Source organism: Pseudomonas sp. UMAB-40 (assembly GCF_900095275.1).
In the GTDB taxonomy this organism is placed as follows: Bacteria; Pseudomonadota; Gammaproteobacteria; order Pseudomonadales; family Pseudomonadaceae; genus Aquipseudomonas; species Aquipseudomonas mandelii_B.
The window spans coordinates 25,672-49,988 of the sequence record NZ_LT607580.1; the positions used below are offsets into that span (position 1 = coordinate 25,672).

Sequence of the window (24,317 nt, forward strand, 5' to 3'; positions counted from 1 at the left end):
CTTAACCCTGTGCGTTGTCGGCGGCGGTGATAGCGATCCGCGCGGCCTGTTCGGAATAGCCCAGCTTCATCATGGCCTTGATTTTCTTGTCCAGCGGCACGGGCTTGTTGACCTTGGCGGCGTGCGTGGTGCGTAGCGTTTCGTTCGCCGCCCGGACCTTCGCCGCCTCTACGGCTCTACGCTGCTGCGCTGGCTGTGCGGCACGCTCCAGGCGCTTCTCTTCTGATGTCTTGATGGTGCGCGCCCGCTTGCGAGTGCTGGCGGCATTGTCGATAAAGGCCTGCTGCTCTTTCACCGTCATGAGCTGCTGTTTGCCGCCCAGCGTTTTACGGCCGTGCTCGATCATCTTCCGGGCGAAGTTGTTGAACGTGCCGGCGTGCGACAGCGTGCCCATAACCCGGATGACGTGCTTGCAGGCCACCCCGTACAGCTTGGGGTTGCGGATCCGCGGGAAACCGTCCTCAGCCCGGCCGTAGTTGAAGTTGCCAATGCTGGCGATGTAGCGAAACCAGAAGGTGTGACGGTTGCAATCGCAGTCGTATTTGACCTTCCCGCGCGCCAGCAGCTTGGCCGCCTCAGCCGCCGGTTGGCCGCTCGACAACGCGGCGTCATAGCTGAGGAACTGCACCATTACCGTGTGGCGCGATACGTCGGAGTTCGGGCCGGCGTTGGTCTGGAACTGCACCACGCCGGCCGTATTGCGCATCGGTACCGCGAAGTGGATTTGCTTGTTGGCGCGCTCCCGATCCTGTGGCGTGGACAGGTCGATTACCTTCTTGACCAGAATCCCGCCGGACGCCTGCTTGCTGTGCTGGCCGTGCATGCGCTGAATGTCTTTGACGGCGGCCTTGAAAGCCAGGATGTCGTCAAAGGTGAGCATTCGCGGTTTGCCGTCAATCGACGTAAACAGCCCGCGCTTGGGCTCGTACAGGCCACCCATGTCGTCGGCGGACAGAATCTTGGCCTGGTCCCCGAGTCGGCGCTTGAGGTCGAATTCAAAGGCTAACCGGGCATCCTTGCCAGCCTTGCGCGCGTCCTGCACCACGTCCGCGCGCTGGTCCTTGGCGGCCATTAGCGAACCGACCTAACGGCAGTGGTGATACCGCACTTCTCTTTGAGGTAGCGCAGGTACGCAATCGTAGGCAGCACAAGGTCCTGCTCTTTGAGTTCGGTAGCGACAGTGGGCAGACCAGCAGCGGCGAGGATTACGCGCGTCTCTGTGGCGTCACCAAAGGCCCGTCGCGCCACCGCCGACAGGTCGAATCGGTCACTGGGCAGCGTGCGGACCACTTGGCAGTTTGCGGAATAGGTCGGCTCAGTGGTGGCGAACCGGCGCACCTCTCGATAAAACCGCGACTCTTCGATCATTTCTGCACCCCATTGATAGCCAGGGCGCTAGTGTCACATGGGGGGAAAGGGGGAGAGATTCCGGGTTTGCATGCCGGCGCCGGTCCGGCAGCGGGGGTTATTCTGTGGTCAACCTGGTGCGCAGTTCCTTGGCTTCGCGCGCCAGCAATTTGGAGCGCTCAGCGGCTTCTATGCTCTTCGTCTCAAGGGCAATGAGGACGGCCGGCAACTGTTTCGGCGGAACGTCCTTACCCCAGCCATAAACGGTTTGGTAGGCCAGCCCCAGCGCCTCAGCCACCGCCTTTTTATTGCCAAGCAGTTCCACCAGTCTTGCAACTTCCATATTCCCTTCCTGAATTAAGAGCCTGACGCTTATAAGATTTATTCAGTCTAACAGAAAAGCGAAAAGCCCCGTGTGGGCGGCTTTTGTATGCCTCGGCGCCTTATGTGGTCAAGCCGAAACGACGGCTCAGGGAAAGCGCCAGCGCGTCGATGTCCGAGGCATTGAGGGATCGAGTGTAGGCGCGGGCGAAGGCAATGCCACCCTCAAGGCCGATACCGGTGAGGGTGGTCGGGTTGCCGCCGAACACGTTACGCCCCGACGTTTTCACGGCCATCAGCGGCGCAGGGATCTGTGGCCCGGTGCCTACCTTGAATACCGAGTGCTCGCCATCGAACTTGGCGATGACCACAACCCAGTCAGTCGTGGGGTTGTTCGAAGGGATCGCCGCCGGCGCGCCCGTGTCGCTCATTGAGTAGCCGGACGGGCTGGGCAGAACCCAGTGGTTCGTGTCGCTAAAGATCCGCGATTGAGTGTTGGCAAACGCGCTGCTCTTACACACGACTGCATAGGTCAGCGGCTCGACTTGGGCCGTGGTACCGGCTCCATTGCAGATTTGCTGTGAACCACTGAACAGCACCGCCGGAGCGCCGTTCGGGCCGCCGGCCGGGGAGTAGGTCGGCTTGCCCCAGTTGGAGTACTGAAAGTTGTACGTCCGATTCAATGAGGGCGCGACACCACTGGCTACCCACGCATCGACAGCCGCGCCTGGCGCCAGGGCGGCGAGCGATACCGGGTCAAGTTCCCAATAGATATTGGAGAAGATGTCCGGCACCACGGGCGTGCCCGGCAAGGGTGACAACAGGCTCTTTGCAGAACGCAGGATCAATGTGTTGGACATGGCCAGCTCCTTACTGCGCAGCGCGCAAAATACGGTATTTGAATTCGGTGATGAGGCGCCCGCCGGTGGTGCTGATCGGGTGCGTCAGGTCGGTATCGATCAGCGGCAGAGCGCCTGTGTGGGCGTAAACGGCCGGATCGGTACCGAAGGCGTATTGCATGTCAGAACAGGGGATTTTCTGCGACCAGCACCAGGTGCGCACGGGCGCGGCATAGGCCGACATCGGGTAAGTGCTGACGCGGGACGTGTCCTGTCGAATCGTTACGTGGAAGTCCGCCGACGGGTTGATTTCCCGTAACGCAGCGATAATGCCCTGTAGGTTGGCCAGCACGGTGGCAGGCGCCACACCAGCGCCCTGGTCATTGCCGCCGAGCATGATCATGTAAGTGTCGACCGGTACCAAGGCCATTGCCGCTTTCCACTGCACCATCCACGCTGCATCCGCGGGCTTGTACCAGTCGCCCGTCGCGGATCCGCTGGCAGCGAGCTTGGAGCACGTCACCCCGTTGGCGGCGTTGCTGGCGAACATGCCGAACAGTGTGGGCAGGCCGGACACCACCTCCAGGCGGAATTTCCAGTTGATCCCGGCCGGCAGCACCGGGAAGACAACCGCCTGTGCGCCGGTACCGGTCAGGGTGAGGGTGTTCCAGGCGTCGGCGTCCGCCCACCGGTAACGAATCACCGGGCTTGTACCGTCGCCCAAATACAGCAGCTTGGCGGCCGTGATCAGCGTACTGATGCCCGGCGCTTCCACAGCCTGGATACCCACGAAGTCGCCCACGGCGCCGGCCTTGATGGTGCGATTGTCGGGACTGGCCACGCCCAACGCTGATTTGGTCCAGCTCCCACCGTAGTAGGCCGCGTTCGAATCGTTGTACATGAAATTCGAATCGCCCAGCGCCGGGCCATGGTTGAAGCCCATGTAACCCGGCCCAGCAAAGCCATAGTCCTTGGCCAGTGACTTGCACAGCTCGCGCAGGTAGTAGGCCTGGCCCGCTGTGTAGGAGTCGCCAATAAAGCCGATGTTGAGTTGGGTGTTGGCGTCACCGGCCCGCAACTGCGCGAACTTCATCCGGGTTTTACGCATCTGCGAGATATTGTTGTGCGCTGTCTTCGGGTACGTGTCACCGCCGACACCCATGGCCGAAAGGCGCGCCGCCCAACGCACCAGCACCCAGTCAGGTACCTGGCCGTCAGTATCGCGAACACAGAGGTCGGTCAAGTTCCCGTCGGCGTCGGCCACCGCCAGCAAGTACCCGATGGCGTCCTCTAATAGGCTGACACCCGTAACGCGCTTAAGGTGCTGCAAGGTGAGGGGTGTCGGGCCGCCGAACTGTTCCTCAGCCTCAAGCCAGGTACGAATGCCGCCCGCGTCTGTAACGGCTACTGCAACCCCTTCAACAGACTCAAGCTGTAGCAGGCCGCGCACGTAGGTATCAACCCCCGTTGCCGTCGCCGCGACGGGCGCCAGCTCATCCCTACGGGCAACGGAAAGCTGGTTGAGTGCTGCGTCTAACTCTACTGTGAACATTGCGTAACCCCACACACTTGACGCTGGATAAAGCACTATTTTATGGCGCCAAGACCGGATCCACGGCCCACGGTTTGCACAGGTGTCGGTTTTTTGACAGGCAAAGAAAACCCGCCATGTAGACGGGTTTGATGGGGTCAGGTATGCAGTTACTCGGGCGGCTCTTCCTCGGGCTCTTCGCCCACGCTCAGCTCCAGGGGGAAAGTATCAAACATCGCCCGGACCACGAGTAGGCCGGCGCGCATCCCTCGGGCGAAGTCTGCGCTCATCGGTGTCGCGCCGTTGCCTGCGCCAATCTCTAACAAGGTGCCGGGCTTGGCGTGCTCCAGCAGCAGCTCGATCTGGTCCATCCGGGACTTGTGCCACCGCTCCAGAAAGCGAATCCCCTCGACAGACTGAGGCATGTGGACCGAGCAGTTAATCAGTGCCCGGAACTCATCGGTGGCCAGCTCGTAATCGTCCTTCGCATCGTCAGTAACAAATGGGTGGTCGATCTTGCTGAATTGCTCGCTCAGCGCCTGCTGACTGGCCATCACCTTGGCAATGGTGTTGGCGCGCGCCTGGTCGAGGGTTTCAACCTCAACGGTGGGGAGAAGGCCGGACAGGTCCGGGGTATCGGGTTGGTTGTTCACTCTGGCGATTCCGTTGGGTAAGTGGGGGCGTTTGCCCGCCGTAGGTTGTGCTCGATCAACTCGACTATCGTTTTGACGCAATTGCGGCGCGCCAGCTTGTATTCGCCCACAGTGGTCACAACCGTGACCGCTATGCTATCCCCCACCCTGGTGCGAATCAGTTGGGTTAGGTGGCAGCGCTTGACCAGCACGCCGCGATTCAACCGGACCAGATCCGGCAACACTGCCTCGATAGCCTTGAGTGTCGTGCCTTCGTCCAGCAGCCACTCCCGACCGTCGGGCGTAATCCCCGTTACATACTTGTTATCTGCCTTGAACACCGCGAAATCGCGGGCCTTGACGTACTGAAACCGCGCATCCCTGAACGCTTTCAAAATCATCAGGTTAGATCCTTCTTCTTTGCTGAGTGTGGCCATTTGGCATCAAAAAACCATCCCTATACATTCTTGCAGCGGAATAACGCACCTTTTTAAGGTAAACACGCCTACACCGCACGAATTTAGAGCGCTGGTGAAATTACATCGGAAATCGGGATAAGCCCCACCGTAGCGGGTAGGCGCACTACCTTCAAGGTACGATCGTCCTCAAACCCCTGCATAAGCCGCACCAGGAGCGACTTGCACTCCGACGGGATCACGACCTGACATAGTGCGCCATCGACACTGACAACGACCTGAACAAGCTCCACGTCACTCACTGATTGCTCTCCAGCACTCAAGGTTTGCGGGCGTCGGGTAGAAGACTTGCGCAGGGCGCTGGCTCTTGACCGCCACGGCTGCATCGAGCGCTTTCAACACGTCCTCCAGATCATCAGACACGTCGTTGCCGTAGCGCCGCGCCAGGTCTGACAGCATGTCCTCCGCGATACAGTTGAAACGGCTCGCATCGGTCTGCGCCAGCGTCAGAGCCTCGCAGGCCTTGGCCAAGTCATGCTTGAGGTAGTGCGTAAACTCATGCGCCCCTCGCAGGCGGTCGATCACGTCGCACGCCTCGGTATCAGCACACAGGAGCTTGCGCAGCGCATCCACGTCCCAATAGGAGCTGTAGTCGCCTGATTCGCCGTTTGGTGAACTGCGTATCAGCCCGTCGATACCGTCCTCCGGGCAAATGCGGGCGATGATGTTGACGGCCTCAGCGCGGCCCCGTGCGCGCTCCCGGCGGATCAGCGCTTGAAGTGATTTGCTCTTTTTCATGCGGCGGCATCCTTTGCGGCGCGCTTCAATTGATCCGTGAGCTTGGTAGGCAGGCCGCTCAGTGTCAGCGTGCCGCCCTCTTGGTCAAACTCGACCTTAGAGCCCAGCAGGTGCGACTCAAAGCTGATCGACAGGCCGTCAGTGCGGCCGGTGAAGCGACGGAACTGATTCAGAACACGTTTATCGGCTGGGATTTCAGGAGACAGGCCGTAGTCCTTGTTGCGGATGTGATCGTAGAAGGCTTTCGGGCGCTCTTCGTCGATCAGCTCCGACAGCTCTTCAAGATTCATCGGCTCGCCCAGCTTGGTCTGGCTGCTGGCGTAATCGATCAGTGTCTTAGTGCGCTCGCGGGCGGACTCTTCTGGCAGATCCTCGCTTTCAACGAAGTCAATGAACGCCTTGAGCAAGGTCCGGGTTTCGCCGGCGCCGTCGACACCTTCCTGAACACCAATGAAGTCGCGGAAATACTCGCTGGCACGCTTGCCGTTCTTGCCCTTGAGGTAGGAGACGTATTGCTTCGACGTGGCATTACTCGCCCACTCGGACAGGTTGATACGCGCAGCCAGGCGCAGGTGGTCCACGTCCAAGCGCCGGACGCGGATCAGGTCCAACTCTTCGGTCATTGTCAGCGCTTCGGTTTCCTGCACCAGGGCAATGATCAGGTAATCGGTCAAGCCTTGACGGTAGTGGCAGAAGAGCGCGTGCCCGCCTACGGTCAGATTCGATTCTTCCATAAGGCGGGTCAGGTGCTCGACGGCGACGACACTGAACGTGAGAAAGTCGGAACCGCCGGCCAAGTAGGTAGAGAGCCAGCCGCGGAGAGGGTGAGCGCCAGACTCCGGGTGAAAGAAGCCCCAGCCCTTGCCGCTGGTGGGGTTGTAGCTTTCGTTGAACTGACTCATCAGATCGTCGCGGGCTTGGCTCTCGACCTGTTCGGAGCGGCCGATATGCAGCACGGCCGGGGTGCCGTCTGGCTTCTTGTCGATCTTGTGGATAGCGCTATGGAGTACAGGCATGGTGATGCTCCTCGGGTTTAAGGGTTGGATTTGAAAGGGGTGTTTACCGGCGCCGCTCGTGCGCCAGCATGAAAGCCATCTTTACGAGCAGATAGGCCCAGTAGAGCGGCCACAGGACGAGACGGCGGTACAGGAAACGTTCTTTGCTGGGGCTGTCCATGCCCATGAGGGTGATGGAACTGCCAGCCAAGTAGCAGATCACCAGTGTGGCCAGCGTTTCGTCACTCATGGCCGCCACCCCGCTCTAACGTCCGGGGCTCCACAATCGGTATCTGGATGGTCTTTAGTGCCAGTCCATTCGAAATAGCAGGTCTTGCAGCGGAATTTCTCGGGATCACGCAGGAAGCGGCTCAGCTCTTCCACCAGGCGCAGGGTATCGCCCGAGCTGGCGCCTATACCGCGCAAGGCGTCTTGCTTGATTCGTTCCAGGTGGCCAGCGTGGATCGGCGCCGGCAATGAGGGGGATTCGCTCATAAGGTTTATTCCGAATATGTGGGGCGGGCGCCAGCATATCAGCGGAACAAGCATTATCAAAACATTGTTTAACTACATTATGCCGGCTAGAGCCTCGCGAGCAGCATCAAGCGCGGCCTGGCGCCGGTCTGAGCTGAGGCTGACCGCCTCACCTTGCGCCGGCACGTAGTCGGCAGACTCCAGGAACGCCATGGCGAGAGTGTCCAAAAGGTCGGGGGATGGTAGACCCTCAGCGGCCATGTCCTGCTTGCGGGCGATGTGATAGCGGCCCAGCTCATCCAGGAAGTAGGGAATACGACTACCTTGGTCGATCAGATCCTTTTTGTACTGGCTCGACAGGCGCACCACGCCGTCTTTGATTGCCTCCACCAGGTGCACGGTCGACTGCGCCCGCTGGTTGAGGAATCGCTTGCGGTATTCGTTGCTGAACGGCAATTCGCCCCAGCGCACGCCCTTGGCATGGATACCGCCACCAGACAGCTCTATCAGCCGCTTGAGGAACTGATTACCCATGCCGTTGGTGTCGACGATGATCGTCACGTTGGAGAACTGCGCCGCGTAGTCCAGCACCTTCACCGCCACCGGTGTCCAGTCGTCGGTGTTGGTGTAGACCGGTACCGCGACCACCTCAATCCGGCGCCGGTCTGCGCTCATGCGGTCGCCGTTGCCGATCACCTTCATATGCGTGGCCACGGTCTTGTCTCGACCGACACCGGCCGCCACGTCGACCACGATCAAGTGACCGTAGGCCTCGCCCGGCAGAATGACGTTCGGGCCTTCAATGACGCGCTCAAGGGCTGCCTGGCTCAGCAGGTACTTGCTTGAGTTGGTCGGGAACATGCCCCGGACCTTGATCTGGTATTCCATTTCATCGCGCCCACCGTACTGGATGAGCTTTTCCTTGATGAACTCGATACCGACCAGGGTGCTTTCTTCGGAACTGAACGTGAGGCTTGTCCACGCCCCGCCCTGGCGCTTGCTCTTGCTGTGGTGCGAGTCACGAAAGAACCCGCTACTACGGGTAGGCTGTGACGCCATGATGAAGCGGTTACGCGGATCCGTGAGGGCGCCACCGATTACGCCAAAGTTTTCGTCGGGGATGCCCGAGGCTTCGTCCGCCATCCATAAGAGATAGTCGCCGTGGGTACCGGCAAGGTTCTCAGGGGCGCCGCGTGGCGCTGTACGGGTGGTGACGTACCAGATCGCCGACTTGGTGTTGATGTAGACCTTTTCGGCCTGGATGGTGATGTACTGCGCAATCCAGGCGTGCGGCCCTTTCTCGATCTGCGCCTTGAGTGTGGTGATTTCCTTCCACACACCCTCCCGCACCGTCTTGAGCTTTGGTGCAGTGATATAGGTGTTGGAGTTGCGATAGCAGAGCAGGTGCCAAAGCGCTATGACGCCAAAACTCCTAGTCTTACCGGTGTTGTGCAGAACGGTGAAGTCATGCCCGAGCAGACGATTATCGCCGTCCAGGGTGAAGCCGTAGTAATCCCCCTCGCCCAACGCTTCGCAGGACGTGATGGCGAAGTGTAGGGCGCCGGGCTGGCGGTCGATCTTGGCCAGCCAGTTGCCGGACTCCAGACGCACCACAACCGAGTGATAGCCGACGGATCGCGCCAGCCAGCTCACTTGCCGGGTGACAGTCTCGCTCTCGGCTATGTATTGAGCGCCAACGCTCCCCACCAGGCCGTTAAGCAGCTCTTTGCGCGATACCAGGTCGCTGTACAGGTAGTTGGCGGGTATCGATTCGCCAGAACGCGCCAGCCGCCCACCCATGCGATATGGCGCCACCGATAGGTTGCGCACCGGGCGGCGGAATGACTTGGCATCACTTCGATAGGACGCATACCGGGACTGCTTGTCCGCGCCCCACGTTAGCCACTGCTCAACGGACGTTTCGACTTCGGTACCGGTGGCCACGTCGCCGTCTGGCGCTATGGCCACCAGGCAGAGAATGTGCGCCTCGTTGAACGTGTGGCTGGTGCCGTCCGAGTAGGTGAACCGGTACATGGCCTGGCGCCCACGCTTAAGCTCCAGGACGGTGGTGGCGTGCGATCCGTCGGCGCCCATGAGGCGGTGGCCGGACTTCACGTCCTCTACGGCAATCGGCTCACCGCTGGCGAGCATGAGTTGGGTGCTCAGCGCAAAGCAGCCGTGACCAGACGCCACCGATACCCGGCACCCATAGGGCGAAGCCTCATCAAACAGTTCTTTCTGCTGGTGCGTTACAGGCTTGCCCACAATGCCCATGCCGCACACTTCGACGGCGAACTTGTACTGCTCAAACGCATATCTTGCGACGAACGCGGGCCAGCGCGGATCGGCATCGAGCACCAACTGTTTTTCTTTCTTCGTTGCCCTGGCCATGCAATCCCTTAAACGCAAAAAGGGCCGAATTACCGGCCCTTGACACCTTAACGCTTGATTTTGTGGCGCTTACCGCCCGCTTTGCGTGCCTTCCAAGGCGCAGACATCCCACGGTCCGCCCTGGTCCTTGCTCAGCTTCCCGCGCGTGAGGGCTGCATACCCCGACTCCCTCCACGGTTTGTTGGTGAGCACCATGCTGGCGCCCGGATCGGTCATCGACGCGCCCGCCACGCAGAAACACACGTCGGGGATGTCCTCGGCGTCCTCCATCAGCCAGCAAACGTGACCACCGGTGTGGCCGGCTAGGCTCTCGGGGCTCCTTTGGTCAGCGCAGAGGAACAGGATTCCCGCGCCCGCATACCGGCGCCGGAGCTGGATGTGAGTTGCGTCCACAGTGATGTAGGCGCGTAACCAGCTATGGGCACCGTCGACCATCCACGTAAGCAACCGCTCGTATTGCTGCTTGCTCGCGCGCCGACGACCGAAGCGAGTAACCACCAGGGTTTGGGACTGCGGCCAGCACAGCAGGCGCCAGAGCGCGATGGGCGCCATTGGGCTAATAGCGTCACAGCCATGCAGATCGATATCGGTAGCGATAGACACGCGACAGCCAGGGAGTGAGGCGAGGCAGTAGGTGCGGGCGAGTTCTGGCGTTACCTCCATGCCAAGGACATCGGCGGCAAACGCGCATAGGTCGTTGGCGTAACGGGCGATGAACGCTGGCCACCGCGCATCCTCATAGAGCGGTGGCGTGCTCATCGGGCCGCCTCTTGCGCCTTGATTCGCTCCAGTTCGGAGAAGATCAGCGCCCCCGCCTTGACCAGGGATTCAGTCGGCGTACACGATTTGATTTTTGAGTTGAATGGCCAGAAGCTGACGTAGCGCATGGGGTACACACCGCCCGCCTGCATCGCGTAACAGGCCGCCGCGCGCGCCAGCTCGCCGCCCTTGTACTGCGCCAAGTCGGTGGCCACCGTATAACCCTCTTCCTGGCGCTGGCGCTGGTGTTCAAGCACGACCGCCATCACCTCGGGGCTCACTCCCGGCACGTTGACATGCAGCGGCATGGACGGCTGCCAGCCTTGGGCGCGGCGCTTGGGCCACAACGGCGACTCCGGACCACTGGGGCGTGTAGGGGCCAGGCCAACCGCTTTACCACCGCGCAGGTTCACCCACGCCAGCGGAAGCCCGCCCTTATCCCCAAGTGGGAACGCCGCGCTCATCCATACCGCATAGGCCATGTCGGTGTTCTTGTCGGCGTAACGCTCGCCGTCGTGCTCCAGGTTCGTTATCCCGGCTTCACGGGCGGCGTGCTCAAAATCAGCGCGATTCAAAAAGATCGACATTCGAAACTCCCGTTTCCATAAACAACCACTGCTCAGCAGGTATCTGCTCACGACTGACCGACTCAACGCCCCCGCTCGCATCGCGCAGCCACAGAAGCGAACCAATCTCCAGTTCGACTTTCAGGCGCTCTCCGCTCGTGCGGTTGACCACTTCCAGCACTCTCAACGGCGCACCGCTGGCGCTGACTCAACGAAAATCGGGGTGAACTTCAACCGTTCCTCGATCTGCGCCACGTCGGCGGGGGTGTAACCACGCGCCAGGCGCCCATTTACCAGCGGCACCAGCAGCGTGCGGTGGATCTTGGTTCCCTTGGCCACGTAGTCGCGCAGACCGCGCAATAGCAGCGCCTCGGAGCCTTTGTAGGGGAAGCCTGGCCAGAAGCCGTTGGCGCCCTTGGCCGTGCCGTGTAGATCGATCGTTGGTGTTTGTGGGTCGTGGTCGCGGAAATGAACACGGCCGTCGAGGGTGAGGCGCAACCGGCACACGTCGCCGGCTTCGTTCGCCCATGTGTGGTTCCCGACCTTGGATATCTCGATCAACACCGCGTTGGCGTACTTAAGCCGCATCAGGCGAGCGGACCGGTTGACTTCGGCGGCAGTTAAAAGCGCTTTCTGTGACTGGCTCATGTGGGGCTCACAGCATTTTCAGTTGGATTTGTGCGCGGGCGCATTCGTGGAGCCCGTGAGGCAGGGCGCTGGTGCCCCGCTCACAGTTCCGGCGTTTGCAGTCCTGGCACTTCGTGAAGGAGCCGCGTACGCCCGTGCGCCACACAACCCTATTCCCGCCGCAGTAACGGCAAACCATTATTTGTCCTCTCCCGGTTAATCCCCGGACTGTGCGGATCGAGTTGAAAGCATCACGTCCGCGTACTCCCATCGGCGAATAGCGAAGCTGCGCACGCTTTCGTTGTGCTGCTGCACCAATGGGCAATGCAAGGCCAGGTCGTCGCGTAGGTCGCTTAGGTAGCGCGACAACGGGGCGGGCTGCTTGAATTCCAGGCGTGCGCCGAGTGGCGCCATGGACAACACCGCGGGCTCTACCAGACGGATCGGCTCCAGGGCGGGCGAGGCGCTACCGGCTGGCTCAGAATTCGCAGGCGTTGCGATAGCACCAGCGACAGGCGGGCGGAAGGCACCCATAGCGGCGTGCAGCGGCTTCTTGTTGAATTGGCAGATGTACTCACGCAACACGTCGGGCGTCACTGGCGCACCCGCCCGGCCACGCTCAACCGGTAGCCAGCGCCTCACGTCGGGCAAACGGAAGTGAAAGAACTGGCCGGCGCCCGAGTCGCGCACTTGCAGACCACTTTTCTCCAGGAACGCGCGGAAGGCAGGTACCTGGTCGGCATTCAACAGGCCGATATCGTTAACCATCACCGCTTTACACTCTGCTTGCTGCATTGGTACCACTCCTGTTACTTCGCCTTGAATGGCGTTAAGTTTTCTGGCCTGCCTTGGCGTAATGTCGCCCGTTTCTCAGCCTTCAAGGCCAACGGGCGGACCCATATTTGTCCGGTTTTGAACTGGTACAGCTCCCACAGGCCGACTTTCATCGGTACGGTGCCGTCTTCGTAGGTCTGCCAGGCTCTACGGCTGACACTGATCAACTCGGCGCTTTCGCGCTGGCTCAGGCCGGTAGCGGCGCGGGATTTCTTCACCTGGTCGGCGGTGGGGCTGCAAGGCTTCAATTCACGATCCCTATCTTGGCCAACTCTTCGGCGCGCCCAGCCATGGCCTCGCGATTCTTCTCGGTGTTCGCCTGGGCAATCTCTAGGATTTTCTCAAGCTCTTCCTCGCTGATGCCCGTATTCACCACTACAGCCGGCTCTACGTTCATGTTGTAGAGCTTGGCCAGGGTGTCGCGGTAGCCTTTCTGGCTGGCCACCTTGATTTCGGTCCCGTCCTTGCCTTCCTTGACGCCTTCAAAGAGTGTCAGGGCCGCAGGGGACAGATTGCCGGTGTCCTTGAACAGCGCGCGGCCTTCGCCGTGGCCATCGCACTCCGGGCAGTCGTAGTTCGGCGCCTTTCTACTGTCGTAGCCAGTACCGCCCAACTCGTCGAATTCGCCAATCTCTTCGCCCGCCTTCTTCGCCTCAGCCTTGGCCGCCTCGTACTGGTCCCGGCGCCGCTCCATTTCACTGGGGCGGAACTGCCACTTGAAGCCGATCCCATAGCAGTGGCGACAGCACCCACGCACGTACTCGACCAGCTCCCGCGGATCGGCAAAGGCAGCCGCGTGATAGGTCGCAATAAGCTGGTTTTGAACATCGGCCGTGCGTGCAAACAGCTCGACTTGGCGCGCCTGCATATATGGGTGGTGCTTAACCTTCTTTAACAGTCGGCTGGCACCCGCTGAGGCGGCGTTGTCGTTCTTGCACGTAAACCCCGCCTCCCGGTATGACTCACGAGCGTCATAGGTTACTAACCACAGGTCTACAAACTTCGCCTGTCGAGCGTCCAGCCCTTGGAAAGCCGCCATTTCCATGGCTCGGCGTTCTTTCAGGGTGAGCTTTACCGGGTTCTTTATCTTGGTCGTGCCGCGCTTTGGGTTGGCACCCTTGGCGGCCGGTTTGACTGTTCTTGGCTTGCGTTTGGCCGGGGCTTTAACGGGCTTTTTAGCTTCCGTTGTGGCGGGCTTTTTGCTGCTTGGCACCTTGTTAACATTAACCGCAGCCGGTTTTGCAGGTTTGCGAGCGCGCGCGGGAGCTTTGGACGGGGATAAATCATCCCTCGACATCGCAGGTTTATCACTCTCTGGCTTGCGCGGCATCTGTTATCCCTAATGCGTAATATGTTCGCTACTGACCGTGGCAACACGGCCAACTTCTTGCGCCTTACATTAAAAAAATAGCCCGCAGAGCGGGCCATTCTTTGGGCGTTGGTCCTGGTAGACCCCCACCACTATCAGCCAACGGGAACGCTACTGATCGGCGCCGCAAAGGTGGTAATACCTTTCTCCCTGTCGGTTATCCATGCCGTGGTGTTTCGACGCACTGTCTAAGGACGTCATATGCCGAGTGCAAACCGCACACCTGACCACCAACAACGAGCGACCGCATCACATGCCCCTTAAGGGGGCCAGGCTATTCGCGCAGGGCGCAAATTTGAAATGCAGCAGGTAACACGCTTAGGCGCATGGTCAACCCGCATTACTGGCGCCTTAACGGGTCGAAGAGCCACCCCGCCATGCTTGCCGCCTTTCGGACTACTGCATACCGCAGCGCTCTTTCCAAAGCGCTCCGGCTATGCGTAAGCCTTTAAAAACCCCACCAGCCTCCGAAGTAAGGCCGGTGGGGGTACCACTGCCCCCGCTAACAAGCTGGTCACTCCAGAACGCACCACGCAGGGCTATACGTGCGTTCCTCTCCAGCACCTGATCACCCAACTAAAACAAAATCTGCTGCACCTGCTTTACAATCTGTTCCGGCGCCGGGTAATACGGCTCGTAATTGGCCATGGCTTCCTCCCGTGCGCGGCGGCGAATCTGTTCGGACATACTCACATGCAGCTCACCGACCAAACGGACAAGCTTTGCACCTCCGCGAATCTCTTCGAACTCGGGGGCGTGGGTTTTAATGACGTTTAGGGCGCTGACCAGATCCGTGGCGACGACGGCCAGGCTGGACAAAAGAGCGCGATCAAGGCTCAGGGCTTCGATCATGATGGAGTTGCGGCGAGCCATGGCATCTACGAACTGGCCAAACTCGCCAACCAGGGCTGTGCTGATAATTCCCCGTATAACTGCCTGATTACCCTCTTCTGGCACGGCTACGATGTCGTCGTGCATGTCCAAGAGGTAATCAGTTGTCACGCCGTACAATTGTGCCAGCAATCGGATGTTCGAAAGGCTGGGCAGACGATGGCCATTTTCGTACAAGCTGATCATGGTCACACCTTCCTGAGCCAAGGCCAGGCCGGCAGCGCTCTCACTCATGCCCGCGGCCTTGCGAGCCCGGCGCAGTTTGGCACCTAAAACAGCCATCAGCCTGGATTCTTCGGCCCGCCGGCGCTCGCTTTTGCCAGCACCAACGCCTAAATCCTCAGACTCGCAAAAGAGTGAGAGCGCAGACGGCGCCGACGGCTGGGTATCGCCAGGCGTGGCGCCTGTCTGCTCTGTAGTAGCCGCTGCGATTGTCGTATCCCCATCCATTTAAGCACCCTCCCCGGCACGTCTTAACGTCGGCGATTAGAAAGTATCCCTATACATTTGGCAAGCCGAAAAGGCGTAAGAAGTGAGCTATTGGCGCCGCTAAATTGACAACTTACTGCGCCTTTCCCTCTTCTTCGTTGTACAGCTCAATAACACGATCCTTGAGCCCGTCTGCGTTTGCTGGGTTCTGGCAGGCCTCTCGCTGCAACAGCACCCGGCGCCACCGAAGATCCGAAATAGTCATTAAAAACTGTGCGTCGTACTCAATCCTCAGGGCCAGCCCTGTAGGACAATGGCTCTTCTTTGGTGCGTAACAGTCTGCACATAACATGATATGGCTAACGTATTGTTCGTGGGCCGCCACCACCACGGGAGGCTGAGGCCCGCTCATCCGCCAACCACTTCGATTAACCAGCCCCCGCCATCCTTCTTGGCCTTCGGGAACACCACTCGGAACACAAAGGGGTAGTCCTTGGCGGCCACCTTCATTTTGACCTTTGCGTCATCCTCGTAGATGGCTTTCGCCCCCTTCACGTCGTGCAGCTCTATCGCACCGTCCGCCAGCATCAGCATGAAATCAGGCGTCAACGTGGTGAGCGGCGCCAGTAGCAGCTTCACAGGCTCGAAACGCCACCACAGGACATCCCCGGCCAGCTTCAATTCGTCCAGGTGCGCCGCGTACTTGGTTTCGGTGGCGTTCATTACGCCTTTCGGCAAGCGCCCCTTGGCCTGCATGCGCTGCTTGGCTGTGGGGGCGGGCTTCTCGGCCACTACGGGCGGCGGAACCTGTGCAGACCGCCCCGCGGCCTTGCTCGGGGCTTTACGGGGCGCAGCAGTCGAGGCAGCACCACCCAGCGCCCGCCGCGTCATGTCTGCCGGCAGGCTCTTCAAATGCTCTTCGCTGATCCATCGTTTCGTCATATCCGTATTTTCCCCACAAAAAAGGCGCCAGCACGGGCGCCCTTTGCATGAATCACCGAAGCTATTCGCAGGCTTTGGATGCTTTGGCGTGGCCTACACAGACCCTTGTGGGCTCGCCCTGCTCATCCGTGTGCGCGTGACACATGAAACCCTTGCCGTCGTGGGCCATGAACTCGGCGTCACTGGTGGTGATGGGCGATTGATTGGCAATCGAGCCCAACCTGTAGGCGCACCCATGGCACGCGCCAGCCGGATCGCACTTACTGGCGATCATCACGCCCTGGCACGCCCCAATGATGGTTGGAAGGTTCACGCCGCTGAATCTGTCAGGGTGTACGTTGCATTCCTGTATCAGCACCAGGTCGCTCATTTCCGCGCAGTTCGCGACCACTGAATTGGCCATGCCGATGAATTGCGCCAGCAGCTCCACCAAACGCTGAGAGCCGTTCTGTTGCAGATAGGTGGTCAAAGCCTCGCGCCGTAGCGCCAAATCGAATTGAACAATGCCCGCCAGGTAGGTGGCATCGTCACGGGATAGGCTGTATTCGCTGTTTGCAGGCATGCGGGGATCCTCGCCCGCCGCTTAATGGCAGGCACTTGGTTGACTGGGATTTAGAGCTTCTTGCGGTCTGGCGGGGACGGTGGGAAACCGAAGTGCATGCGGCGCTTACCGGTGTAACCGCACTCACTGCACCCTCTGGATGGTCCGCAACTACAGCCACCCTCGCAGCCACAGCTACAACCGGAACAGTCCAGGGTGCACCAGCTTTCCTGCTCTACTTCACCCTCCCAGTTGATCGAGTAGTTGACGCGCCGATCCAGGCGAAAGCCGGTGATCTTCTCGGCGTCCTCATAGGTCGCTGCCTCAACACGAAAGCCGTACTTTTCCGTCGGATCAGTCACAACGCGGCGAACTGTCCTCATGCGGTCAGCTCCAATGCAGGCTGAGCAGCGTTGATGCCTTCGACGGCCAGGGCGTATACCTCGGGATGCTGTTTATCGAAGGCTGGCAGGTGCTCGGTTTCGATCCAGGTTCCGCGAACGGTGCCCTTGGCCAGCCAGGACGGTTTTAGGCTGCTGGCCGGCTGCGTCCATGCAGTTACGCCAATACCGTGGCTGGCGATCTGTTTGGCGGTGATGAACCCTTGGCGCCGCAACAGAGCAATGACTTTCAGCGCCGACTCTTTCCATGGTGTCAGCCTTACCGGGGCCGGAACGCCAGCAGGTAGGTTTGTAACCATTACAGGAACCTGGCAGCGCTCTGGCGGGTTCCAGTCGAACATGTACCGGTCATAGAACGGCGCTCGCCCGCTCACTTCCAGCAGCTTGTGCTTGAGGTCAAAGGTGTACCTGTCACCCTCAATCGTCCAATTGGAGCGTGGCAGCAGTACCGTGACGCCTTGGCGCTCCAGCATCTTCACAATGCCTGCACTCGCGTCTGTGATCTTGCTGACAATCACCATGCGGTAGTCCGGGCCTGGGGCTTCGTTGTTTTCCTCGTAATGGTTGGGCAGGATCTGGTCCGCCACCTTCACGTTGAGCGACAGCTTTGCCTCCACGCCGATCTGGCGGCCGTCGGTGTGCACTACCAGGATGTCGAAGCCAGCCGCTTCCGGGTAACAGGTCCAGTCAGGCAGCTTGTTGAACTCGTGAATGAACAAGGCACACAGGTCGGCCTCCTTTTCGATTTTCTCGATAGGCGCGCGGCTCATGGCTTCAACACCTGAGTCATGGACACGTATTCATCCACCAGCGGCTTGGCGCCCTCGATCACGCCCACTACCCAATCAAGCGCAGCCCCTGATAGATCCTTTACAGCGACATCAACAAGCACGATTCCGGTATTCATGACTTTCTCCCAAACTTGCCGCGCACCAGGTCAACGAGCACCCACAGCATGCCAACCACAAAACTAACCCCGAGGACGCCCATCACCACCAGATCCCAAGCCAAATGGGCGGAGTCAGTGCTAGGAGAGGCGGGATCTTGGTAGATGCCCGTGTACGGGGGCCAGTAGGCGTATTCCCATTTCTCGCCTTTCTCTTTCATCCAGTAGGCGCCGACAGCGTTATCTGTCTGGAACTTGAACCACTTAGGGAGAGTGGCCTGCTCGGGCGATTCGTATTCACCGCCCTCATAGCCAACCCGGACCAGGATGTAACCAGCAGCGCGCATCGTCGCCCAGTCAAGCGCATACCCTTCAAGCTTTGCCGTCTCGATAACGACGGTATTCGCCTTGGTGGTCATGCCGGCACCGCCTTCGCTTACAAGGCCTCGCGGTACGCCTCACCGGCAGCCACGTCCTCAGCAGTCACGACATAGGACTCAATGCTGTCGTTCTCGACGGTGTAGAAGCTCACATCGAACGTGCGGTCTGCCCAGGCTTGCAGCGGCTTCAACAGGCGCTCAAGCTCGGCCTCCTGCTCTTTCGTTTCGTTCGGGAAGCCATCGGCAAACTCGCTGTTTTCGTCGTCGGCAGCGTTCGCCATGTGCTCGATCACGTCATTGGCATCAGGCAGGAAGCTGCTGGCTCTACTACGGGATACCACTGCGCGCTGGATCACAGCGCCCATAGGCAATTCATGGTCGCTCACATATGACGCCAGGCTGTCGCTACTCCAACGCTCATCAGCCGGCCCCAGGGCGTAGCAGTACTCGGTTGCCTGTGCAGCGGCTTCGGCAGCAGCCTTCTGAGCCACGATCATCCGCGCAGCATGGCGAACCCTGGCCAGACGGCGCAGCACGCTGTCGGTAGGCTTGCGCAGATCCCACTCCCACGTATCACTGACCTCTAACAGCTCTTCGTGGTCTGTTAGCCATTCGTGGGCCTGTGACGAACCGCCCTCAAATGCACGCGCCTCACGCAGAGCCACAACCACGGCCGACAATTCCTGATCACCGTCACAATGCTCCAGCAGCCACGCCTCGATTTCAGCGCTGCGCCCTTGGGTCGCGCAGTAATCGTCAAACCATGCCGGCGCCGACTCACGCGAGTGTGCAAGCCAATGGCAAATCGCCTCTTCAACGCGAGCAATAAACCCCGGGCGGTCAAACTCGGTTGTCTTGCTGGACGCTTCCAGCTTGCCGTAGATGTAATCCCCATCTTTCCCGGCCAGAAACTTCATGCCGTAGCTGGCGCCAACACCGAACGTCAGGGAGCCGATATCGCCAAACACGGCAATTCCGAACCGGGTAATGCAGATATCGAACGCCAGGTGAATGCTGCCAGGCTGCTGGCAGCGCCACACCTCGACGCCGTTGGAGTTGACCAGCTCGGTATAGGCATGGTTTTTCAGCCACTCTGCGCTATCTGTCAGGTGCTTGTTTTGCTCTTCACGACTCATATCAGGCTTCCAGTAGGTGGGGGTGATAAGCGCTTATGCAGCCCAGCGCGTTCGAAATTGCACAATGTCGCGGACCGTCGAAGCTCCGCAGCCGTGTAGGCGGCCCAGCGCGACGTAACCGCCCCGGCCGGCGCTGTGGTCCGCACGAATAGCCAGAACCTGCGCGGTGGTCAGCTTGGCGCGCTGGTGACAGGCGCCAACGCGGTGGCCGGTGTGGTTGCGGGTAATCATGGTTGCGGCTCAGCCCGCGGGCGCTTCTCTTTGATGCCGATCCCATCCGCAGCTGCCAGCGTTGTGCCGGCGAACGCGTGCATGGAACCGCTCTGAAATTCGGCCGACACTTCAAACGGCTCGATCTGGTGCCACGTCCAGCGCCCCTTAACGTCGCCCGTGAGCCATTCAGCCCAAGCCGGTGCGTTTCCCCACAGCGGGCGGGGTTTGACCTTGGAGCGCGGCTTGGGGGCGACTCGCTTGGCCTTTGCAGGAGGCTTGCCCGGCAACAGCTTCGCCACCATCGGCAAACCCTGAGCAATGCTGTCGGCTCTCTCCCGCTCCCGCAGGCCTTCCTCAAACCGGCGCGCTACAGTGGCGCCCCCGAGGTTGTCATGGGGAAAGATGCCCCGACGGCAGTGCGGGCAGCTCGGTACCGTCGTTTTGCTGCGCCAGGCCGCCTCGACCTTCTTGGCCGCTGTCAGGTGCAGGACGGCGCCGCGCTCTTCTTGGGCGGCTGCAAGGGTGCGTTTCACCTTGTTTGAGTGGCCTTCCCAAAAACTCACGAGATAGCTAAGCGCCCAGTACGCGGATACTTGGACTTTACAGTCCCTACAGGTGACAACTTGGCCGGTATCGTCCAGCTCCAACAGCTTGTGCTGGCAGCCTTCACGCATCCGCAAGTAGCCCTGCTCAATCCGTGCAAGCCGCAGCTCGCCTATCTCTACGACGTTTCTAGTATCCGACATACCCGTGTACCTGGCTGGCTATTTCTGGCTTGCCGCCACTATACACACCCCACAAATATCAATACATCGTTTTTATGTATTTATTGGAATGGCAGGCATAAAAAAGCCCCGACACCACTACAGCGTCGGGGCTTTTATCCAGGGCGGAAGTTTTCGAGAGCCGCCACCCTGGACATCACCACAGCCAACAAAGGCTGAGCGAAGTAGCGATATTATCAGAAAGATTCGGCGACGGCGTGCCTGGCGCTCACATTGGGAAGCTCAAACCTCACCACCAGGCTGGACGATGCCTTGTCGCTTACCAGTCTCACAGCGGCCATGCGCACGTCTTCCTGTGATGCCTTTAGGATCGCGGGGACATCCGCGTAACCCTCAGTCTCAGGCACCTCAAGGTAGGTATAAGTCAGGTCGCCCGTTGCAAGCGCCGCACTCTCAAAGGCCATGAACTGTTTCACGTAGTCCTCTTGACCCTTCGCCGTGTTTCTCAGCGTCACCATGTCGATAAACGATTTCTCGTTTTCCATCGAAATGATGCTAAAGGACTTCGACAGCGCGTCGGCGACTTTGGGGTACAGGCTTTGGCTGTATGGCGCGATCAGAGCAACGGTGCTCAGCTTCTCCCCTTGGAAGAACAGGGCGACCGTGAACTTTTGGCCGACAAAATCAAAGTTGTCGGTACAACGCCCCTTCTGCTCGCTATTCGAACAGTCGTAATAGCCAGCGGAGCGCGTGTATTTATCAATGGGGGTGCCGTAGGCGTAGTCCTTGAAAAGACTCACGCCCGCGGATGCGCTTTGAATGCCAGCAAACAGGCATAGGCCGGTGGTTAGAGCTAAAGCAATGAGCTTGTTAGGCATCACGGGGCGTTCTCTTTTTGGTTTAGTGTCGGTGCGTCACTGCACGATACTATGAAAGAGACTCAGCGGCTGTTACCACTCCCCAGCTCGCCAGCCAAGGCGATAGGCTAGACCACGCTCGATGGCCTCGGCCTCCTCCCAGGTCACTAGGCCCGCCTCTTTCAACTCATGGAATCGGCCTTCGATGTAGCCCATGCCTCGCAGTTGTGCGCGCACGTCTAAATTAGGCGCCAACAGCTTTTCGCCATACTGCTGGATTTCGTCCAACTTGCGTTTCTTGATCTGCTCAGGCGTTTCATTGCTGCTCATCGTGTAACTCCTTGTTCCCGTCTTTACACGGGGTGGTAAGACGGGCTTTCGATTGTAACGTTAAGGCACTTTAACGCAATAGAGCTATGGCGCTCGGCGGCTGAATCTTGATCGGGTGATGCAGGTTCCAGAACGTATCTCGCTCAGCGGCGCGCTTTCGCTGGTAATCCTCATCGATCATGCGCAAGCCAATGGCCACAAAGTTCTCACCCTCTTTCGTCCCCAGCCAGTTGGCCATGGTGTCGACCGCCTCGACATCCTCATAGGAGATATCGGCAGGGTTTGCCGTCTCGCCCCACACTGACGACAACAGGAACTCAATCGTTCGACGCCCGCCATTAGTGCCAAAGCAACGTTCGTTCTCAAGTGCCCACGCCGCACACGCCCCTCTCTCCCTGGAGCCTAGAACTCTCGACAGCTCATCGAGCAACTGGAGATAGGACCGGCCGCCGTTCGTACCCAGGTAGCGGCAGAACTCGGCGCAGATGCTCGCCGTGCGTTGCGTCACCTCCACCGGGCTGTACATCATGATTTCGCCCAGCTTGTTGCTTGGCGTCACGATGATGCGGGAGTGCTCTTCAATCGGGCACAGCATAAGCTCTTGCCACAGGCGAACAAAGATCCCCTCCCCGGCAACGTCTTCGCGGATCCGCTTTAGTGGCTCGTGCTTGAAATCTGTCATGACTTACTCCCCGCTCGCCTTGGCGCCATACCCATCCACCAATGCCGACTGTAACCGCGCAATCAACCCCTCAACGTCGGCACGCTCCCACACAGCGAAAAGCTGATCAGCGTCGAACAGTCCGTCACGGGACGACGTATTGAAGTGCAGGGCGAACGGAGTGCCATTTTCCTCAGCCGCATCCATGATGTGGTCGCGCTCTAACGATCCGCTGCAATCGACCTGATCTGTCAGGCTCGCATAACGGAAGTCCACCAACTCACCATGTCCGGGGATGGATTCGAATTTCACCATAGGCTCCCGGATTATGCTCGGGTCGTACTTAGCGAACACCGTACCCTCTGGCATAGCCAGGAACGTCTTGCGGTCAACGATCCTCATGATTCGCTTCCCCCTAGAATTTTCTGCGTCTCCTGGAGCGCATAGGCGCTCATGATCGACGAAAGCAGGCCTTGAGGCAGCCCATCATCCTTTGCCTTGCGTAGCGCCGCGATAATGCCCGCTTCAAACCCTTGCAGCGCCTCTGCAATCTCGTGGCTCACTGGCAGGGCGTGGCGAATGCGCGAAACAGTAGCCTTACTCATCAAGGCCGCCCTCTGGCATCGTTTCCGCCACTATAACGTTATAGCGCTTTAGCGCCTCAAACAGATCATTGCAATAGGTGACGCCATCGAACACCGGGCCGCCTTCGATCTCTGGCCACTCCTCGTGATACTTCGGATCTTTGCGGGAAGGCGCACGGACATAGCGCATGAGGGTATCGGCGGGGCGGGCATACAGCGGTGCATTATCTGGCAATGCGCGCCCGGTGCTGTTCAACACACCGTAAATCGGCGCAGGGTAATCCGCCACACCATCGATTCGATGCACGCGCCCGACAACCTGGTCAGGTACCAGCGCCAGCAATTGAAGCGCTCCGGTACCGGGTTTCTTCCGCGCCAGGCGCACTTGGGCCACGATGTCGCAAAGGCTGGCCTGATCAGCGGCGCCAGCCTCGCCATTCAGCAGCACGTCCAGCTCACGCACCAGGCGATTGTGGTCCGCCTGCACGTCGGCGCTCGCGTCATCGGGCGCAGGCGTACAGTCCGGGCAGTCGATACCAGGGGTTTGTGGGACGGCCAGATAGCCGTCATCGCCACAGGCCTGGCACACAGGCTTGACCAGACCGCCAAACACCTTACGAAAGGCAGCCAGCGAGTTGTAATGGTGTTCCGCCGCCGACAGCTCAGCAGTCGAAGCCTTGCGGGAAGAAACCCACATACCATCCGGGTGCTTGAAGAACACCCAACCGTAATGCCCGTTCTTGGTATCAACCATTACGGCGTTACGGCCATCAGCCGTTACTACCATGCCTTCAATCGGTTCGTTATTCATTGCCTTCACCTTCTACCGGAATCACATATCCATGGCCTTCGTCGTTGGTAACAGCGCCATGGGCAACAAGCAGAACAGTGCCAGGCAGCTCCAGGGCAGCAATACCGCCCTCCAACGTCCACTCAACGCGCAAACCGTCCTCTTCGCATTCACGGATCACGGCCACGGCTTCCACAAGGACTGGCTCTTTAGGCGCCGGTGCTGGGGCAGTGAAGCGCACGCCAGCAATCATACGGCCGCCGGGTAGGCGGACATCGGGAAGTTCGCAATCAATCTTTTGAGCCACGTCATAGGGTAGGTCGAGGATCGAGGGTAGTGCTGACTTGCGGCTGCAATCACATGCAGTTCCGGTCATTGCGTCAGCACGGATAACCACGCCACAAGTTCCGCAGGTAGGATCCGCGCTGGTGGTCAGTTGCAGGCTCACTTCGCCCAACAAATACTGCCAATGGTCGTGGTCGAAGTCGGTGGCGCTCAAGTCGATATCGGCCATTTTTTTGAGCAGGTTGTTTGCTTCGGTTAGCTGGACGCGCAGGGTGTCGTTTTGCCCGTTGAGATGGTCACAAACCTGTTTCAAGGCACCACCCTCGTAACGCGCAATTTCCGACCGCAACCGCTCAACCTCGCCCGC

At 59.6% G+C, this 24,317-nt stretch carries 35 protein-coding genes; all 35 read right to left on the minus strand.

Annotated features, from left to right (window positions below; all coding sequences use genetic code 11):
• Position 1 precedes the first annotated feature (1 nt).
• On the minus strand, positions 2-1,072 hold the full coding sequence (locus K0F88_RS29920) for a hypothetical protein (protein WP_219097587.1): 1,071 nt from the start codon (positions 1,070-1,072) through the stop codon (positions 2-4).
• Positions 1,072-1,368 carry a hypothetical protein gene (locus tag K0F88_RS29925; RefSeq protein ID WP_219097588.1) on the minus strand — a complete coding sequence of 99 codons (297 nt, stop codon included), beginning with the start codon at positions 1,366-1,368 and terminating at the stop codon, positions 1,072-1,074. Before K0F88_RS29925 ends, K0F88_RS29920 begins: the two co-directional genes overlap by 1 nt.
• Before the next feature lie 97 nt (positions 1,369-1,465).
• Entirely contained in the window at positions 1,466-1,690 is a 225-nt protein-coding gene (locus K0F88_RS29930) for a Cro/CI family transcriptional regulator (protein ID WP_219097589.1), read from the minus strand.
• Positions 1,691-1,790: 100 nt separating this feature from the next.
• Positions 1,791-2,528, minus strand: a complete 738-nt coding sequence (locus K0F88_RS29935; RefSeq protein ID WP_219097590.1) for a hypothetical protein — start codon at positions 2,526-2,528, stop codon at positions 1,791-1,793.
• Positions 2,529-2,538: 10 nt separating this feature from the next.
• Entirely contained in the window at positions 2,539-4,059 is a 1,521-nt protein-coding gene (locus K0F88_RS29940) for an SGNH/GDSL hydrolase family protein (RefSeq protein WP_257605412.1), read from the minus strand.
• 149 nt (positions 4,060-4,208) lie between these two features.
• Positions 4,209-4,691 carry a hypothetical protein gene (locus K0F88_RS29945; RefSeq protein ID WP_219097591.1) on the minus strand — a complete coding sequence of 161 codons (483 nt, stop codon included), beginning with the start codon at positions 4,689-4,691 and terminating at the stop codon, positions 4,209-4,211.
• Positions 4,688-5,071 carry a hypothetical protein gene (locus K0F88_RS29950; RefSeq protein ID WP_219097592.1) on the minus strand — a complete coding sequence of 128 codons (384 nt, stop codon included), beginning with the start codon at positions 5,069-5,071 and terminating at the stop codon, positions 4,688-4,690. Before K0F88_RS29950 ends, K0F88_RS29945 begins: the two co-directional genes overlap by 4 nt.
• A 309-nt stretch (positions 5,072-5,380) precedes the next feature.
• Positions 5,381-5,884 carry a hypothetical protein gene (locus tag K0F88_RS29955; RefSeq protein ID WP_219097593.1) on the minus strand — a complete coding sequence of 168 codons (504 nt, stop codon included), beginning with the start codon at positions 5,882-5,884 and terminating at the stop codon, positions 5,381-5,383.
• On the minus strand, positions 5,881-6,900 hold the full coding sequence (gene yejK, locus K0F88_RS29960; RefSeq protein WP_219097594.1) for a nucleoid-associated protein YejK: 1,020 nt from the start codon (positions 6,898-6,900) through the stop codon (positions 5,881-5,883). Before yejK ends, K0F88_RS29955 begins: the two co-directional genes overlap by 4 nt.
• A 43-nt stretch (positions 6,901-6,943) precedes the next feature.
• A complete protein-coding gene (locus K0F88_RS29965; RefSeq protein WP_219097595.1) occupies positions 6,944-7,129 on the minus strand; it encodes a hypothetical protein in 186 nt (61 codons plus the stop codon).
• Positions 7,126-7,374, minus strand: coding sequence for a hypothetical protein (locus K0F88_RS29970; RefSeq protein WP_219097596.1), 249 nt, complete (start codon positions 7,372-7,374; stop codon positions 7,126-7,128). The genes K0F88_RS29965 and K0F88_RS29970 overlap by 4 nt, the downstream gene beginning before the upstream one ends.
• Positions 7,375-7,446: 72 nt before the next feature.
• Positions 7,447-9,744: a Hint domain-containing homing endonuclease gene (locus K0F88_RS29975; RefSeq protein ID WP_219097597.1), complete on the minus strand. Its 2,298-nt coding sequence runs from the start codon at positions 9,742-9,744 to the stop codon at positions 7,447-7,449.
• Positions 9,745-9,813: 69 nt separating this feature from the next.
• Positions 9,814-10,503 (minus strand): hypothetical protein, encoded by a 690-nt coding sequence (locus K0F88_RS29980; protein WP_219097598.1) that lies wholly within the window; start codon positions 10,501-10,503, stop codon positions 9,814-9,816.
• Positions 10,500-11,090: a hypothetical protein gene (locus K0F88_RS29985; protein ID WP_219097599.1), complete on the minus strand. Its 591-nt coding sequence runs from the start codon at positions 11,088-11,090 to the stop codon at positions 10,500-10,502. Before K0F88_RS29985 ends, K0F88_RS29980 begins: the two co-directional genes overlap by 4 nt.
• The gene (locus tag K0F88_RS29990) at positions 11,065-11,250 is read right to left on the minus strand and encodes a hypothetical protein (protein ID WP_219097600.1); all 186 of its coding nucleotides are present in this window, start codon (positions 11,248-11,250) and stop codon (positions 11,065-11,067) included. Before K0F88_RS29990 ends, K0F88_RS29985 begins: the two co-directional genes overlap by 26 nt.
• A gap of 2 nt (positions 11,251-11,252) precedes the next feature.
• Positions 11,253-11,717, minus strand: a complete 465-nt coding sequence (locus tag K0F88_RS29995) for a hypothetical protein (protein ID WP_219097601.1) — start codon at positions 11,715-11,717, stop codon at positions 11,253-11,255.
• A gap of 195 nt (positions 11,718-11,912) precedes the next feature.
• Positions 11,913-12,491: a hypothetical protein gene (locus tag K0F88_RS30000; protein ID WP_219097602.1), complete on the minus strand. Its 579-nt coding sequence runs from the start codon at positions 12,489-12,491 to the stop codon at positions 11,913-11,915.
• Between the two features lie 14 nt (positions 12,492-12,505).
• Positions 12,506-12,778, minus strand: coding sequence for a helix-turn-helix domain-containing protein (locus K0F88_RS30005; RefSeq protein WP_219097603.1), 273 nt, complete (start codon positions 12,776-12,778; stop codon positions 12,506-12,508).
• Positions 12,775-13,860: a terminase small subunit gene (locus tag K0F88_RS30010; RefSeq protein WP_219097604.1), complete on the minus strand. Its 1,086-nt coding sequence runs from the start codon at positions 13,858-13,860 to the stop codon at positions 12,775-12,777. Before K0F88_RS30010 ends, K0F88_RS30005 begins: the two co-directional genes overlap by 4 nt.
• A 615-nt stretch (positions 13,861-14,475) precedes the next feature.
• Positions 14,476-15,240, minus strand: coding sequence for a helix-turn-helix domain-containing protein (locus K0F88_RS30015; protein WP_219097605.1), 765 nt, complete (start codon positions 15,238-15,240; stop codon positions 14,476-14,478).
• Between the two features lie 387 nt (positions 15,241-15,627).
• Positions 15,628-16,161, minus strand: coding sequence for a hypothetical protein (locus K0F88_RS30020; protein ID WP_257605413.1), 534 nt, complete (start codon positions 16,159-16,161; stop codon positions 15,628-15,630).
• Between the two features lie 61 nt (positions 16,162-16,222).
• Positions 16,223-16,723 (minus strand): hypothetical protein, encoded by a 501-nt coding sequence (locus K0F88_RS30025; protein WP_219097606.1) that lies wholly within the window; start codon positions 16,721-16,723, stop codon positions 16,223-16,225.
• Positions 16,724-16,773: 50 nt separating this feature from the next.
• Positions 16,774-17,085 carry a hypothetical protein gene (locus K0F88_RS30030; protein WP_219097607.1) on the minus strand — a complete coding sequence of 104 codons (312 nt, stop codon included), beginning with the start codon at positions 17,083-17,085 and terminating at the stop codon, positions 16,774-16,776.
• Positions 17,082-17,873, minus strand: coding sequence for a hypothetical protein (locus K0F88_RS30035; RefSeq protein WP_219097608.1), 792 nt, complete (start codon positions 17,871-17,873; stop codon positions 17,082-17,084). Before K0F88_RS30035 ends, K0F88_RS30030 begins: the two co-directional genes overlap by 4 nt.
• Positions 17,870-18,010, minus strand: coding sequence for a hypothetical protein (locus K0F88_RS30040; RefSeq protein WP_219097609.1), 141 nt, complete (start codon positions 18,008-18,010; stop codon positions 17,870-17,872). Before K0F88_RS30040 ends, K0F88_RS30035 begins: the two co-directional genes overlap by 4 nt.
• Positions 18,007-18,408, minus strand: a complete 402-nt coding sequence (locus tag K0F88_RS30045) for a hypothetical protein (RefSeq protein WP_219097610.1) — start codon at positions 18,406-18,408, stop codon at positions 18,007-18,009. The genes K0F88_RS30040 and K0F88_RS30045 overlap by 4 nt, the downstream gene beginning before the upstream one ends.
• A 17-nt stretch (positions 18,409-18,425) precedes the next feature.
• Positions 18,426-19,505, minus strand: a complete 1,080-nt coding sequence (locus tag K0F88_RS30050) for a hypothetical protein (RefSeq protein WP_219097611.1) — start codon at positions 19,503-19,505, stop codon at positions 18,426-18,428.
• A gap of 227 nt (positions 19,506-19,732) precedes the next feature.
• Positions 19,733-20,464: a hypothetical protein gene (locus K0F88_RS30055; protein ID WP_219097612.1), complete on the minus strand. Its 732-nt coding sequence runs from the start codon at positions 20,462-20,464 to the stop codon at positions 19,733-19,735.
• Positions 20,465-20,679: 215 nt separating this feature from the next.
• A complete protein-coding gene (locus K0F88_RS30060; protein ID WP_219097613.1) occupies positions 20,680-21,321 on the minus strand; it encodes a hypothetical protein in 642 nt (213 codons plus the stop codon).
• 72 nt (positions 21,322-21,393) lie between these two features.
• Positions 21,394-21,630, minus strand: coding sequence for a hypothetical protein (locus K0F88_RS30065; protein WP_219097614.1), 237 nt, complete (start codon positions 21,628-21,630; stop codon positions 21,394-21,396).
• Positions 21,631-21,700: 70 nt separating this feature from the next.
• Positions 21,701-22,312 carry a hypothetical protein gene (locus K0F88_RS30070; RefSeq protein WP_219097615.1) on the minus strand — a complete coding sequence of 204 codons (612 nt, stop codon included), beginning with the start codon at positions 22,310-22,312 and terminating at the stop codon, positions 21,701-21,703.
• Positions 22,313-22,315: 3 nt separating this feature from the next.
• Positions 22,316-22,693: a hypothetical protein gene (locus K0F88_RS30075; protein WP_219097616.1), complete on the minus strand. Its 378-nt coding sequence runs from the start codon at positions 22,691-22,693 to the stop codon at positions 22,316-22,318.
• Entirely contained in the window at positions 22,690-22,896 is a 207-nt protein-coding gene (locus tag K0F88_RS30080) for a hypothetical protein (protein ID WP_219097617.1), read from the minus strand. The genes K0F88_RS30075 and K0F88_RS30080 overlap by 4 nt, the downstream gene beginning before the upstream one ends.
• Positions 22,889-23,686, minus strand: coding sequence for a hypothetical protein (locus K0F88_RS30085; RefSeq protein WP_219097618.1), 798 nt, complete (start codon positions 23,684-23,686; stop codon positions 22,889-22,891). The genes K0F88_RS30080 and K0F88_RS30085 overlap by 8 nt, the downstream gene beginning before the upstream one ends.
• The coding region (locus K0F88_RS30090; protein WP_219097619.1) for a hypothetical protein at positions 23,679-24,317 on the minus strand (639 nt) is incomplete at its 5' end. The genes K0F88_RS30090 and K0F88_RS30085, both read right to left, overlap by 8 nt.